Annotated in this window: 17 protein-coding genes and 1 riboswitch; all 17 genes read right to left on the reverse strand. The window is 44.7% G+C overall.

The window, feature by feature from the left end; genetic code table 11:
* Positions 1–5: 5 nt before the first annotated feature.
* Positions 6–230: a DUF3906 family protein gene (locus V8G47_RS01355; protein WP_261750807.1), complete on the reverse strand. Its 225-nt coding sequence runs from the start codon at positions 228–230 to the stop codon at positions 6–8.
* Positions 231–244: 14 nt separating this feature from the next.
* Positions 245–1855, reverse strand: coding sequence for a nitrite/sulfite reductase (locus tag V8G47_RS01360; protein WP_336198509.1), 1611 nt, complete (start codon positions 1853–1855; stop codon positions 245–247).
* Positions 1856–1867: 12 nt separating this feature from the next.
* On the reverse strand, positions 1868–2470 hold the full coding sequence (gene cysC / locus V8G47_RS01365; protein WP_336198510.1) for an adenylyl-sulfate kinase: 603 nt from the start codon (positions 2468–2470) through the stop codon (positions 1868–1870).
* A 21-nt stretch (positions 2471–2491) separates the two neighbouring features.
* Positions 2492–3628, reverse strand: coding sequence for a sulfate adenylyltransferase (gene sat, locus V8G47_RS01370; protein ID WP_336198511.1), 1137 nt, complete (start codon positions 3626–3628; stop codon positions 2492–2494).
* A gap of 43 nt (positions 3629–3671) precedes the next feature.
* Positions 3672–4694, reverse strand: coding sequence for an inorganic phosphate transporter (locus V8G47_RS01375; protein WP_336198717.1), 1023 nt, complete (start codon positions 4692–4694; stop codon positions 3672–3674).
* Positions 4695–4751: 57 nt separating this feature from the next.
* Positions 4752–5450 carry a phosphoadenylyl-sulfate reductase gene (locus V8G47_RS01380; protein WP_261750803.1) on the reverse strand — a complete coding sequence of 233 codons (699 nt, stop codon included), beginning with the start codon at positions 5448–5450 and terminating at the stop codon, positions 4752–4754.
* 103 nt (positions 5451–5553) lie between these two features.
* A complete protein-coding gene (locus tag V8G47_RS01385) occupies positions 5554–5709 on the reverse strand; it encodes a YezD family protein (RefSeq protein WP_336198512.1) in 156 nt (51 codons plus the stop codon).
* Positions 5710–5786: 77 nt separating this feature from the next.
* A riboswitch (SAM riboswitch) is annotated at positions 5787–5892 on the reverse strand.
* A gap of 164 nt (positions 5893–6056) precedes the next feature.
* On the reverse strand, positions 6057–6461 hold the full coding sequence (locus V8G47_RS01390) for a MaoC/PaaZ C-terminal domain-containing protein (RefSeq protein WP_336198513.1): 405 nt from the start codon (positions 6459–6461) through the stop codon (positions 6057–6059).
* Positions 6458–6907: a MaoC family dehydratase N-terminal domain-containing protein gene (locus tag V8G47_RS01395; protein WP_336198718.1), complete on the reverse strand. Its 450-nt coding sequence runs from the start codon at positions 6905–6907 to the stop codon at positions 6458–6460. The genes V8G47_RS01390 and V8G47_RS01395 overlap by 4 nt, the downstream gene beginning before the upstream one ends.
* A gap of 23 nt (positions 6908–6930) precedes the next feature.
* On the reverse strand, positions 6931–7689 hold the full coding sequence (gene fabG, locus V8G47_RS01400) for a 3-oxoacyl-ACP reductase FabG (protein ID WP_336198514.1): 759 nt from the start codon (positions 7687–7689) through the stop codon (positions 6931–6933).
* 22 nt (positions 7690–7711) lie between these two features.
* Positions 7712–8887: an acyl-CoA dehydrogenase family protein gene (locus V8G47_RS01405; protein WP_336198515.1), complete on the reverse strand. Its 1176-nt coding sequence runs from the start codon at positions 8885–8887 to the stop codon at positions 7712–7714.
* A 25-nt stretch (positions 8888–8912) separates the two neighbouring features.
* Complete coding sequence (locus V8G47_RS01410; protein ID WP_336198516.1) at positions 8913–9887, reverse strand: quinone oxidoreductase family protein; 975 nt, start codon at positions 9885–9887, stop codon at positions 8913–8915.
* Positions 9888–9898: 11 nt separating this feature from the next.
* Positions 9899–10672 (reverse strand): enoyl-CoA hydratase/isomerase family protein, encoded by a 774-nt coding sequence (locus V8G47_RS01415; RefSeq protein WP_336198517.1) that lies wholly within the window; start codon positions 10670–10672, stop codon positions 9899–9901.
* 13 nt (positions 10673–10685) lie between these two features.
* A complete protein-coding gene (locus tag V8G47_RS01420; RefSeq protein ID WP_336198518.1) occupies positions 10686–11768 on the reverse strand; it encodes a phosphotransferase family protein in 1083 nt (360 codons plus the stop codon).
* Between the two features lie 16 nt (positions 11769–11784).
* Positions 11785–12201, reverse strand: a complete 417-nt coding sequence (locus V8G47_RS01425; protein ID WP_336198519.1) for an acyl-CoA thioesterase — start codon at positions 12199–12201, stop codon at positions 11785–11787.
* Between the two features lie 77 nt (positions 12202–12278).
* Positions 12279–12845, reverse strand: a complete 567-nt coding sequence (locus tag V8G47_RS01430; protein ID WP_336198520.1) for a TetR/AcrR family transcriptional regulator — start codon at positions 12843–12845, stop codon at positions 12279–12281.
* A 34-nt stretch (positions 12846–12879) separates the two neighbouring features.
* Positions 12880–14517 carry a long-chain-fatty-acid--CoA ligase gene (locus V8G47_RS01435; RefSeq protein WP_442970779.1) on the reverse strand — a complete coding sequence of 546 codons (1638 nt, stop codon included), beginning with the start codon at positions 14515–14517 and terminating at the stop codon, positions 12880–12882.
* Positions 14518–14520 lie beyond the last annotated feature (3 nt).

A 14520-nucleotide genomic window follows, 5' to 3' on the forward strand; every position in this document is an offset into this window, starting at 1 on the left:
CCTCCTCAGGATGTAATGATGGTTTCCTGTTCGTGCAGGACAAATCCTGCACCATTTCCCCGGATTCTCTTTTTTTCATAAAGGGAGATATCCCTGACATCCGGCTTTTTCAAGAAATACTTCTCAAGCTCGATCTCAACCAGGTCAAAAGCTTTCTCATCCGTATCAGCTGCTACGACGACAATCGTGACTAAATCACGGGCAGTGACTTCAAATCGATATAAATTCATCTTTCATTGCCTCCTTATGCTTCCTGCAGCAGTTGATCCAACGATTCCTGAAGGGGAGCGGTACCGACTCGGTTGATATAGTCAAAGAACGTTTCCCCTTGTTCCTTTGTTTGTTTGAAATGAATCAAGAGTTGCTTGACGACTTCGGACAGATTGGCGGCTTCCACTTTCCCTTTCAGCTTTTCATTCAATTTGCCGCCGTCCTGAAGGGTACCACCTACATAGATTTCAAAGGCTTCAATCATTTTCTTATCTTTCGTCCTCATTTTGATCCCCTGGAGACCGATGTCTGCAATTTGTCGCTGACCGCATGAATTGGGGCAACCCACCATATGGATCCTCACTGGGACATCCAACGTCAATTCCTGATCCAAGTCATTGGCGATCTGTCTCATCCGCTCCTTTGTCTCTACCAAAGCAAGATTGCAATATTCGATTCCTGTGCACGATACAGAGTATCCGATGAAAGATAAAGGGCTCGTTGAAATCCGGTCAAAGATCTTTTCGTTAAGCAATGCATCCACATGCTCATCGGGGATATTCGGAATGATGAGATTCTGAGAGTTACAGTTTCTGAGTTCTCCATTTCCATATTTCTTGGATATTCTCGCGAGTTCATATACTTCATCGGAATTCAGTCTGCCTACGGGAACATTCAGTCCAATATAATTGAGTCCTTCCTGTTTTTGGGGGTGAACTCCGTAGAAATACCCTGCGTTCCATCCTTTCACTGCGTCGGTCCCTGCCGGAAGAAGCTCTACATACTCCAGCAGTTTTTCTTTGAACTTCTCCGGCCCCCAGTCAGCCATTAAGAATTTCAAACGGGCCAAATGCCGTTTCTCCCGATATCCGTAGTCCCGAAAAATGGTCGTAAGGGCAATCGTTACGTCTTTCACCTGATGTGGGAGAACGAATACGTCCAATTCTTCTGCCAGAAGAGGTCTCGAAGACAAACCACCTCCGACCTTCAGGTGAAACCCGTTCTCCTCTTTACCGTCTATCTCCTTTTTCGCCGGAAGGAAAGAAACACAGTTGATTTCGGCATTCGCTGCATTGTTGAGATTGGCGGAAATCGAGACTTTGTACTTTCTCGGTAAATTTGAAAAGTCTTCATTATGTTGGAAAAAGTCATAGACTTCCTTCACAACGGCTCTTGTGTCAAAGAGTTCATCCGGATCGATGCCAGCCAGAGGATTCCCGACGATGTTACGCGTGATATCCCCACATGCCCCTGCAGAAGACAACCCGACTTCTTCCAGGCGTTTGAAGATATCGGGGATTTGTTCAATCTTCAGCCAGTGGAACTGGATGGCCTGGCGGGTCGTGATATCATACACATCCCTTCCGTATTCTTTACAAATCGACGCTAGCTCCCTTGCTTGATCGTAAGTCAGTATTCCGGACGGGACATTCACCCTCATCATGAAATAACCGTCTTCCTTCGGTCTTTGGAGATAAAGTCCAGCCCATTTGAATTTATCCCATTCTTCTTTCGGGATGGAGGAAAATCCGTTTTCGGCATAATACGGAATATCTTCGAATACCTTCAATCCGTCTTTTTCGAGCTTCCATTGTTCTGTTTTGTTCAGCTTTTCATTTGACTCCCACGATTTCTTATATGCCATGTTTTTCTCTCCTTATATCAATTGTTTTTGCTTTAATTCGATCAAAAGACTCTCTACACATTGTTCAATGGAGTTCTTTTCTGTATCCAGGACGATTTCAGGATTTTCAGGTTCCTCATACGGAGCACTGATCCCCGTGAAATGGGTGATTTCTTGCTTACGGGCTTTTTTATACAGCCCTTTTGGGTCCCGCTTTTCACATTCCTCCAGGGAACAATGTACGTATATTTCCAGGAATTCTTCAGGGCCGACCAGGCTTCTCACAAGATCCCGGTCTTTTCTGAAAGGTGAAATAAACGCGGTGAGCACAATTTGACCGCTATCAATGAAGAGTTTCGACACTTCACCTATCCGTCTGATGTTTTCTTTACGGTCGTCCTCGTTAAAGCCCAAATCTTGATTCAACCCATGCCGGACGTTATCTCCATCCAGAACGTACACCTGCTTTCCCTGATTAAAAAGGGAGGCAGCAAGTGCATTCGCCACTGTCGATTTACCTGAAGCGGATAATCCTGTGAACCAGAGAATGAAACTTTGATGACCATTCTTTTTCCTTCTATGCTGCTTGGTGACTGTTGATTCATGCCATACAATGTTTTCTTGTTTTTCACTCAAGCTATCTTCCTCCCCAGCCGATTATTTGGATTCTTGTTTTAGACCCTTGATCAATACATCAATGACCTCTGGACGACTGAATGTTGAAGGAGGGACTTCCCCGTTCCTCAGCATTCCCCTTACTTTTGTTCCGGATAGAATGACATGATGCTCTTTTCCATGTGGACAGGTTTTCGTCGTCGCCATCCCTTCACATTTCTCACAATAGAAGCTATGTTCGAAGCGAAGGGACGTAATCCCGATCTCTTCTTCCGTAAACTGATCAAAAATCTTTTGGGCATCATAGGTTCCATAATAGTCACCAACCCCTGCATGATCCCTCCCGACAATAAAGTGAGTACATCCATAATTCTTTCGTACTAATGCATGAAAAATGGCTTCCCTTGGCCCTGCATATCTCATAGCAGCAGGAAATACTCCGAGAAAAACACGGTCTTTCGGGTAATAGTTCCTTAATAGTACGTCATAGCTCTCCATCCTGATTTCCGCTGAAATATCATCTGCTTTCGTTTGACCGACCAGCGGATTCAAAAATAGGGCATCCACGGTTTCAAGCGCGGTTTTCTGAATGTATTCATGTGCCCTGTGCACGGGGTTCCTGGTCTGAAAACCGACAATCGTTTTCCACCCCTTATCTTTAAACCTTTTTCGCGTTTCACCTGGATCGAATGAATACTCCTTGAAAGGCTTCGATAGCCTTTTCACTAATGTAATTTTGCCTCCGACATATACTTCACCACGCTGGAATAGTTTCCTTACTCCGGGATGATCCCGGTCGGTCGTTCCATAGACAAGCAGGGCTTCTTTATCTTTGTCAGGTTCGTAGATATCCTCTACGTCGATAATCCCGTATGTTTCTCCTTTATAGACAAGCCTGTTCCTTTTTCCTATCTGTGCAAAACCAGCCTGCTCCTTTTCGATGGGCAGAGTGATGGGAATGCTCCATACACATCCGCTCTCAAGCCGTAATGATTCCACCACGGTCTGATAATCCCGCTTGGTCAAGAATCCTTCTATTGGACTGTAAGCACCGATTGCAATCAGTTCCAAATCACTCAATGCGATGTCGTCCAGTGGCAGTTCGTGTTCGATGTCCTTATAGGATTCTTCAGGTAAATAGGATTGGACCAGTGCTCCTCCGTGCGGCTGTAAACTCATGTAAAATATCCTCCTTAACATATTTGTATAATCGGAATTAAGATCAAATGCCTCCTCCATCTTCGTGGACAGACCGTCTTTCCTCATTAATGACCCTCATCAACGACAACGCACCTACCGTGGCAATGATGACGCTTATCGGTACGACAATCGAGTACAAATCACTATCGATTAACAGTTTGACCAAGAAGTATGAAATACTGAGTGAAATCAAGGGAGAGACCACCCAGATTTTGATGATTTTTTTGACGATTTTCTTTTGAAGCATGTGCTTGCCGTTTTTAGCTACGCCCAAACCAATGATGGAAGAGGATGTAACCTGTGTCAGAGGGATCGGCAATCCATACAGAGAGCTCAAGATGACGAGGAAGGCTCCTGTCGAGGAAATGACAATTCCTTCAGCTTTAGAATATTGCGTAATTTTCTTGCCGTTTGTTTCGACTACTTTCTTTCCCAGTAAAACAGCTCCAAGTGCAACAAATGCTCCACCAATCAAGATTCCACGTGAAGGTGATATCAGGCCTGCCCCCACCAATGGACCAACGGCATTGGCAACATTATTCATCCCTGCTGAGAAAGCTTCAAAGAATCCGGCGATGATCAACAGATAAGCAAGCCACTGTTTATCAAAATGATACCCCCGCTTTCCAAGCTGGACTAAACCTAATCCCGCAAACCAGGTTACGAAAAAAGCGATGACAGGGACGATGACCCAGAAGGACATGATCGTAATAAGTGATTTTACATACAAAACCTGATAGGCTACCCCGACTCCTACAACGGCTCCCACCGTTACTTCACTCGTAGACAGCGGAATGCCGATCACATTCGCCAGAAATAGTGAAATCGTTGCAGATAACAAAATAATGAGAACAATCTTAATCGACAATAGATTCTGCGGGATGATTCCTGAACTGATTGTCTTTACAACCTCTCCACCACCCAGAACCGCTCCACTAAGGACACCTGCTGCGCATATCCATAGCGCTGTCCGGATGTTCTTTACAGCCCCTGCACCATATGCCACTCCCATTGACGCTGCCGCTCCGCTGGCACCAATGTTCATGGCGAAGAACAAGCTGATCAGAAGGGCTGCAACCTCAAGCAAAGACTGTCACCCTTTCTAATGGAGGCCGCATTCTGTCTTCCCTTTTCCTTTCCATCTTCCGGAGCGAAGATCATTGACATCAATAGCCGGCGTGGTGCAATGAAAGCAGCCTATGCTCGGATATCCTTGATCGTGGAGGGGGTTGTAAGAGAGATTATGTTTATGGACATAACGCCAGATCTCCTTCCACGTCCAGTGAATCAACGGACAAATTTTGACGGATTGAAATTTGTCATCTCTATTAATGAATTCAACATGTTGTCTTGTTGGGGATTGTTCCCTCCTTAGGCCTGAAATCCATGCGTGCCCCTTGGATAATGTTTCTTTTAACGGGTCAAGCTTCCGTATTTGACAGCATTGGTTTGGTTTGGTTTCCCATAACTTATCCCCATATGCCTCTGCTTGTTCCTTGAGGGTCAACTGAGGCTTTTTCATATGGATGGTCAACGCGGGATACGTCTTCTTCACTTTCTCAATGATTTCATACGTTTCCTTGAAATGAACCCCTGTATCAAGGAATACAATGGTCGCCTGCGGTTTCACCTTGGATATGAGATCGATAAGCACAATGCCTTCTATTCCGAAACTGCACGCATAGACAACCTCGTCACCGTAATGATCATATGTCCATTTCAGGACGTCCAACGCTCCTTTATAGACCGGATCCACTTCAAATTCCACGGATGGCTGTTTCCAAGTCTGATACGTTAACATAGTACACCCCATTCCATAATGCTTATCCATAGAAAAAGAGGCGGTAACAAAATATAAGGAGTCCCTATATTTTTGCTACGCGCCTCTAGTTTGTCTAGTCAGCTTATTTAATTCGGACTTTCTCATTTTTCTCTAATTGAATGACTTTTCCATCCTGTACGATAATCGTGATCGAACCATAGCTCATGGTTTCAAGCATGGACTGGATCTTCTCTGCTACCAAGTCAAACTGTACTTGCTGGTTCTTCTCTTTTTTCACATGATACCCCCAGTTTTCATCTTATCCAGGTCAGAAAAAAACAACTTCCCATTTTGGAAAGTTGTTCAGGTAAGGTTACCTTATCTTCCAAAATGACTTCACATTTTGCTGGAATTAGCACCTTACAATACGTAGGTTGCTGGGCTTCGCAGGGCCAGATCCCTCCACCACTCTGGATAAGAGTTATTCATTTTAATATTCTAAATAATATCACAATTACGGAAGAAGTCAACCCGACTTTTTCGATCGGATTTATGTCTTTTGTCTTATTTTATTAAACGATCATTCCTTACATGTTATTCGATTGGGGGTGGATCTACGACAATTTTTCATAAAGCATTGCGTTACTATTCAAGGACCCTAAAAACGACGTTACCCTCAATTACTTTCTTCCCGGCTTGATTTGTGGCTAAAACCTTAAAATGAAGGAGGTTACCCTGATTGTCCATTAATTCTGCCCTTAATGTAACCACATCATGTAACATGACCATCCCTTTAAATCGTACCGAGTAATTCTGGATAAAGCCTTCATCATAGTGTGGGCTGAAAAGTTTGGACACATTGCCCATCGTCCACATTCCATGAGCGATGATTCCTGGAAGACCCAGCTTCAAGGCTTCATCATCGATGGTGTGTATCGGATTGTAGTCTCCGGAAGCTCCTGCGTATTTGATCAGGTCCATCCTTGTGACCGGAGCCAGTTCAACCGGGGGAAGTGTATCTCCTAATCCGAATGATTGTAGTGTTGTCATTTACTCAACCTCTTTCTGACTTCTTCTGTAATAATGACAATCGCCTGGGAAGTGAAGATTCTTTCCCCACGAGAATCTTCCCCGACATCGTCGATGACAAGGAATCCCAGTTTCCCCCCGGTACCTTCCCGTTCATAATAGTCTTTTATTTCCGTATAACATTGTATCGTTTCCCCTACCTTCAAAGGTCTTTCATAATGAAAGGATTGTTCACCGTGAATCAACCCAACATTCGGTAAATGAAAGCCTTCGATCGAACCATAGTTGAACACTCTCGGAAAGGTGGGTGGGGCAATGTTCCCCCCATAAAAGGAGGACTTCCCGGTATCTTCATCCACATAAAGGGGATGGGGATCGCCAATGGCTTCTGCAAATTTCCGAACCGCCCCTCTTTCCACTGCATTTCGGGTGGGAGTAGATCTCTTTCCGATATAGGATTCAAACATATTCTTCACCCCTTTCTCCTTTATTAGGCTTTCGGCCCTCCAGCAACGTAGAGAACCTGACCATTGACGAATGAAGATTTTTCATCTGCAAAAAAAGCGACTGCATTTGCAATATCTTCAGGAAGCCCGCTTCTGCCAACAGGAATACCCTGGAGACTCGCTTCTACTAATTGTTCGAAAGTAATCCCGATCCGTTTCGCCGTTTCTTTCGTCATCTCGGTTTCGATAAAACCCGGTGCTACAGCATTCGTGGTGATTCCGAATGGACCAAGTTCTATGGCAAGGGTTTTCGTCAAGCCTTGAAGACCGGCTTTAGCCGTTGCGTAGTTCGCCTGTCCCCGATTTCCCAATGCTGAGGTGGATGAGATATTGATGATGCGTCCGTACTTTTGTTTGACCATGTATTGTTGGGCGGCCTTCACTACATTGAATGAACCCTTTAAATGCACATCCATGACTGTCTCCCAATCGTTTTCGGTCATTTTGAATAACAGATTATCCCTGATGACCCCTGCATTATTCACCACAATGTCCAGGGAGCCGAAGGATTCATATACTTCCTTCATCGCATTTTCAACTTCCCGGTATTCTACGACATTTGCCACTTTTGTATACAATTCATATTGTTTAAATACCTCACTTGCTTCATTCAACGCATCTTCATTCACGTCGATGATGGCCACCTTGGCCCCTTCTTCAGCCAGTAATCCGGCAATCGCCCTGCCGATCCCTCTGCTTCCACCTGTAACCAAAGCCACTTTTCCTCTGAATCGCTCTCCCATTTCATCTGCCTCCTTTATCTGTTTATACAAATTGCCCAAGTTTCACATGACCTTTTAATAAATTCCTTGAAATGATCAGTTTTTGAATTTCATCGGTTCCATCATAAATGCGCCATAACCTTGCCTCCCGGTACCATCGTTCGATCGGCAGCTCTCTTGTATAGCCCATACCACCATGGATCTGGAGGACGCGATCAACGACCCGATTCCCCATATTGGATCCATATAGCTTGGCCATCGACGCAACGTGACGATTGTCTTCCCCTTGGTCGAGTGTGAATGCCGCATTTAACACAAGCCAGCGGGCCGCTTCAATTTCCACGGCTGAATCCGCTATCTGCCATTGAATCGCCTGCCGATCTGCGATAGGCTTTCCAAATGTTTCTCTTTCTTTCGAATAGTCGATGGCCATTTGAAGAAGTCGTTCTGCTGCTCCCACCGCCTGTGCCCCTACAATCCAGCGGGCAAATCCGATCCACTCCAATCCCAGATTGTAGCCGCCATCGATTTCACCAAGGATATTTTCTTCAGGAACCCTTACATCTTCAAAAATAAGGCTTGCCGGTCCCCATTCCCCCATTGTATGGATATATTCGGATTTCCAGCCCATGCTTCGATCGACGATGAAACAAGTGACTCCTTCCCGACCTGTACGACGATGTTTTTCTTTATCCGTCACGGCCATGACCATGACGAAATCTGCTTCATTTCCACCCGTAATGAACGTTTTCTCTCCATTTATTATCCATTCGTTTCCGTCTTTAACGGCTGTGGTCCGGATATTACGAGTATCAGATCCCGCTCCGGGTTCGGTCATGGCAAAACATGATTTCTTTTCTCCATTGATTGTCGGTATTAAATAGTTTTTCTTCTGTTCATCGTTGGCGTAGTAAAGAATGTTATCCGCATACCCTCCAAAGGAGAACGGGACAAAGGTCTTGGAGATTTCCATATAGACGATGGCCATCATCATTTGACCGAGATCCGCCCCTCCGTATTCCTCCGGAGTGTTGATCCCCCAGAAACCTGCATCCTTTGCCTTCATTTGCAGCTCTTTTATCTTTTCTGGAGAGAGGCTGGGCTTTCCTTCCCGTTCATTTCGCAGCACTTCATTTTCTAAAGGAATCAATTCTTTCTCTACAAATCTACGGATGGTCTTTTGTATCATCTTTTGTTCATCTGACAAGCGTAAGTTCATTTTTATTCCCCCTTGTATGATAAAATTATGGCTGCAAAATCACTTTTCCCACTGTCTGTCTTCCCTGCATGAGGGAGTGGACCTTTGCCGCTTCTTCCAATGGGAACACGTGCCCCACTGTGACCTTTATATCTCCGTTCGCCACGTAATGAAAGATTTCGTGAAGGGTTTTTTGTGTCAACTCGGTGTCCCTCATCAGAGGAGGAAGGAAAAAGCCGGTGACCGACTGATTCTTTGCCATTAAGGAAGAGGGATAGAATCTGCTTTGCTCCCCGCTCGCTACACCGTAGATGATCATTCTCCCGAAGTGGGCGAGGCATTTTAATGTTTTATAAAAGACGTCACCACCTGCCATCTCCAGCGCAAGTTCCACACCCTTTCCACCTGTTGCATCCAGAACTTTTTTCTCCCATTCCTCCTCTGTATAGTTGACCAGTACATCTGCTCCCATATCTTCTGCTATACGAAGCTTTTCCTCGGTGCTTGCAGTGGCGATCACTTTACCTGCACCGAATCGCTTTGCGAGTTGAACGGCTAAGAGCCCTACACCACCTGCAGCAGCATGAATGAGGACCGTCTCACCCTGTTCGAGTCTCCCAAGTGTTTTCAAAATATGATACGCACTCAATCCCTGTACAGGTATTGCGGCCGCTTCTTTAAAGTCCAATCCATATGGAAGGGGGATGATGGATCGTTCATCTGTCATGGCATATTCTGCATACCCACCTGAATCCATCATCGCTACGACCCGGTCTCCTTTTTTGACCCTTGCTACGTCTTCTCCGACTTCGGTTACGATGCCTGATACTTCCGCACCGGGAATGTAAGGAAGGGGGGTCTTTACCACATATTGACCTTCTCTCCTGGCCGTATCCGCATAATTGACAGCAGAGGCATGAACTTTTATCAATACCTCCCTCCCACGGGGTGAAGGCATATCAATCTCCACATTCTTCAACACATCAGGACCACCGAACTCCCTAAATTGGATTGCTTTCATCTAAACTCCTCCTAATTCCCCGAAAAAGAGGGGGTCCTTTTTTCTTTAAACGCTGATACTCCTTCTACATGATCTTCCGTTGATATCATCAGGGTTTGAGTGATTCTTTCCTGCTCCAGTATTTCATCCAGGGTAGTGGTGAATGAACGATCAATCATTTTTTTCATCATGCCGTAGGCTTTGCTTGGACCCGAAGCGAGTGTTGAAGCCAGCTCATATGTTTTTTCTTCCAGACGATCAGCGGGCACCAGTCTATTAATCACCCCTAATTCATACATCCTCCGGGCAGACACAGGTTCTCCGGTAAAAAAGAACTCCTTGGCAAGATGAGGGCCGATCAACCGTGGGAGAAAATAAGAACCCCCTCCATCCGAAATGAGCCCTACTTTGGAAAAGCTCAGTGCAAATTGACTGGTTTCGGATGCAATGATTAGATCACAGGCCAATGCTAAATTAAATCCAGCCCCTGCGGCGAAACCATGGACGGAGGCAATGACCGGCTTTTCTATTGTTTTGATGGCTTTGATACATGAATTCAGTATTCCGATATGTTCATAGACTTGGGCTGATGTTGCACTTCCCATCGTTTTCACGTCGCCACCGGCAGAGAATGACCTCCCGGCACCGCGGATCACGATCGCCCGGATCTCCTGATTCCGCCCACCCTCTTCTACCGCTTCTATCAATCCGGTAAGCATATTCTCATCAAATGAATTTAAGCTGTCTGGTCGATTCAAGGTAACATTCAACACCCGGTCGTTCATTTCGACTAATAATGATTGCATGGCATTCATCCCCTTATATTTGTTCCCTGGAATCAAATGCTGCCTGATTACCCAGGGTAATTAAAGACTCGGCAAACCGATCGAACCCGGAAAAACGGGCATCACTTGTCTGACCCATCTTAAAACGGTAATAAATTTGCTGCACAATAACCGCCAGCTTAAAGTAGGCAAAAGACAAATAGAAATGAATGTGATTTACGTCCCTGCCGCTTTTTTTTGCATATTTTTCAATGAACTCTCTTCTGCTGTAAAAACCGTCCATGATGGTCACTGGAGGCTTCCCAAGACCGTACTTTAACAACTCAGGATCATCTTGCTGGATCCAATACCCCATGGCGACACCCAGGTCTGCAAGGGGATCTCCGACGGTCGCCATCTCCCAATCGAATAATCCCACCATGGATGTCAAGTCTTCAGAAAACATACTATTGTTTAATTTAAAGTCATAATGAATGATCGTGGACTCAGCATTTTCCGGAACATTTCTAGTCAACCACTGTGTCAGATGTTCTACATCACGAATCTCACTTGTCTTCGCACGTTCATAGCGATTGATCCACCCGTGAACCTGTCTCTCCATAAAATGTTCGGGTCTACTGATTTCGTGGAGTGAGGTTTTGGTATGATCAATGGAATGAAGCTCAACCATTCTTGACACCATTTCTTCCGAGATTTTCTTGCATACCTCAGGCGTTACATTCAGATGCGGGGGAAATGATGTATCAAATACTTCCCCCCTTTTTCGTTCCATGATGAAGAATGGGCTACCGACTATCCCTTCATCTTCGGAGAATACATAGGGTTTTGGTGTAACGTCGAATAAAGGATGGATCTCTGAAAGGATCCTGAATTCCCTTTTCATATCATGTGCCTTCGGTGCGACGGGCCCTAAAGGGGGGCGTCTTAAAACCCCTTCCCATTCTCCCATTGAAAGCAAATACGTTAGATTTGAGTGACCTGCAGAAAACTGTTTAATGCTCAACTTTTCTTGTTGCAGATCAGGAAAATGTTCAACCAGGAAGTCATGTAATTTCCTTTCATTTAATTCTTCTCCTTTTCGGACTGAAACTGTTTCATTTTCCACCCGCTCGGTCATTTTACCCCTCCTAGATTCAAGAATATTCAGTTTTCTCAGAACGTAAATGAATATTTAACTGAGCTTTTAACAGATCAGGGATTGCTTTACTCCGTTGTTCCTGAAAGTCAAAATACACAATGACCGCGTTTCCTCTTGCAATCAGTTGAAGAGTCTCCGCACACAGGATATCATGGTCTAACTGAAAACTCTTGGATCCGATTTTGGAAACATGGGTGGTGATCACAAGTTCTTGATTGAAATAACCCTGTGATACGAAATCACATTTGGTGGAAGCCAGGATAAACTGCCAATCCTTCACGTCCATATCGAATCCGATTGTTTGAAAGAATTTAATTCGCGCTTCCTCTAAATAGACAAAGTAAGTGGTATTGTTTATATGCCCCAGTGCATCTGTTTCGCAGAATCTACTTCTTACGTTGATAGAATCCATTTATCCGCCTTCTTTCATTGTAAATACTAACCAGTCGGTATGTTAGTGGGAGAGGAAATGCTGAAACCGCTTCCCCTCTATTCTGTTTGGATCCCTTTCAAGACCATATCGACAAACGTACCTGCTATTTCTTCATCCGTCTTCGCCCCGCCAGGCTTATACCATTGATAGCTCCAGTTCATCATCCCGAGTATACCGAAGGCTACAACGGAAACGTCAAAGTCGATTCGGAAATCTCCGGACTTTCTTCCTTCTTTCAAGAGCTTTTCAATATTGTAGCGGTACATATCCCGTTTGGGTTCGATTTGATCCACGCTTTCTTTGCTTAAGTGTCTCATCTCCCTGAAAAACACTTTGGCACTGGCCCCTTGTTCTTTGATGTCCACGATGGAAAGATGAATGATGTCAAAGAGTTTCTCACGGAAAGATTTGCTCTCATTTTCCAATATCCTCTCCTGTTTGGACAATAAGCCATCTATATATCTCATATGAATTTCCTTTAAAAGCTCTTCTTTACTGGAAAAATAATAGTAGAATGTTCCTTTTGTCACCCCGATCGATTCGACGATATCCTGAATGGACGTGACGGTAAAGCCCTTTTGATCAAATAACCGCACTGCTTGCTCTGTCATTTTTTCTTTCATATGAAGTCCCCTCAATCTGCAAATATCCCCTGAATTATATCACATTTTCCCTGAGGGCCCTTCTTAAAATCTTACCTACACTCGTCTTTGGAAGTTCATCCCGGAATTCGATGATCCTTGGGACTTTGAATGAAGACATATTCTCCTGACAGAACCCCATCAATTCTTGTTTTGATACCTTTTCCCCAGCCTTTAACACAATCACGGCTTTCACGGTTTCTCCTCGATAGGAGTCAGGGACCCCGATCACGACCGCTTCCTGTACAGAGGGATGTTCATAGATGACTTCTTCCACTTCCCGGGGATACACATTATATCCTGAAGCAATGATCATATCTTTCTTTCGATCCACTATCGATACATACCCTTCATCATCCATCCGGGCAATGTCTCCTGTGTATAGCCATCCGTCACGAAGGGCATTGGCGGTTTCTTCAGGTAAATTCCAGTACCCCTTCATGACTTGGGGACCTTTGATGATCAGCTCTCCAATGTCTCCCGGAGGTACTTCCTTCATGCCGGTCGCTAAATCCACTACCTTATAATCCGTAGACGGGAGGCCGATTCCGACGGTTCCAGGCTTTCTTTCTGCGAAGGCAGGGTTGCAATGGGTCGTCGGCGAGGCTTCGGATAAACCATACCCTTCCAATATCTTTGCCCCTGTTTTCTTCTCGAACTGATTTAATAGCTCAACAGGCATGGGGGCACTGCCGCTGTTACAAAGCTTGATCGAATGAATCCCATACTCTTCAGCAGAGGGGTGATTCGTAATCGCCACATACATGGTCGGCACTCCAGGGAACAATGTGGGTTTCTCCCTCTTTATGGTTGATAATACTTCTGAGAGCTCAAAACGTGGCAGCAGGATCATTTCATTTGCTGTATAAATGGAGAGATTCATGCATGAATTCATTCCAAATACATGAAAGAAGGGAATCACACTCAGACTTCTTTCTTCCCCTGTTTGAATGCTTTCTTTAAAAAAACGCTGACTTTGCATGACATTTGAAAGGATATTGCTATGTGTGAGCATCACACCCTTGGACACGCCAGTTGTTCCACCTGTGTATTGAAGGACCGCCACATTTTCCGGCTCTATTGAAATGGGAGAAACTTCACCGTCCCCAAGCTTCAAAAATTCATTAAACGTGTAATCCGTCTCATGATCCTCCCCTTGGAAGCTAACGACAATGATCGTTTTAACCTTGGTTTCCTTTTGAATGGATTGAATAATGGGATAAAAGCGGTCCAATACAATGATCGTCTCCGCCCCGGAGTCATTCAGTAAATGAATGAGTTCCCTTTCTACAGACATTGGATTAACTTGAGTAACAATCCCGCCAGTGGTAAGGATCCCATAATAAGAAATGACATATTGGGGACAGTTAGGGAGCATGATGGCAACCCGGTCTCCTTTCTTCGTCCTGATATGCTGGAGGGACGAAGAAAATAATGTGACGGCATCTTGAAGTTCACGATACGTCATGCGCTTTTGATAGAAGCTTATACAAGGATGCTCAGGGTACCCCGAAGCAGTTTGTTGGAGCATATGGGGTATTGAGAAATCAATTGCTGGAATATCTGTGTCGAACGATTCAGGATAATGAACGTGCCAGGATTTAGTTGTCACAAAATCATTCCTTCCGTTTTGATTATTCAGCTGCCACTGCATGGT

It is taken from the genome of Rossellomorea sp. LJF3 (genome assembly GCF_037046045.1).
Taxonomy (GTDB): Bacteria; Bacillota; Bacilli; order Bacillales; family Bacillaceae_B; genus Rossellomorea.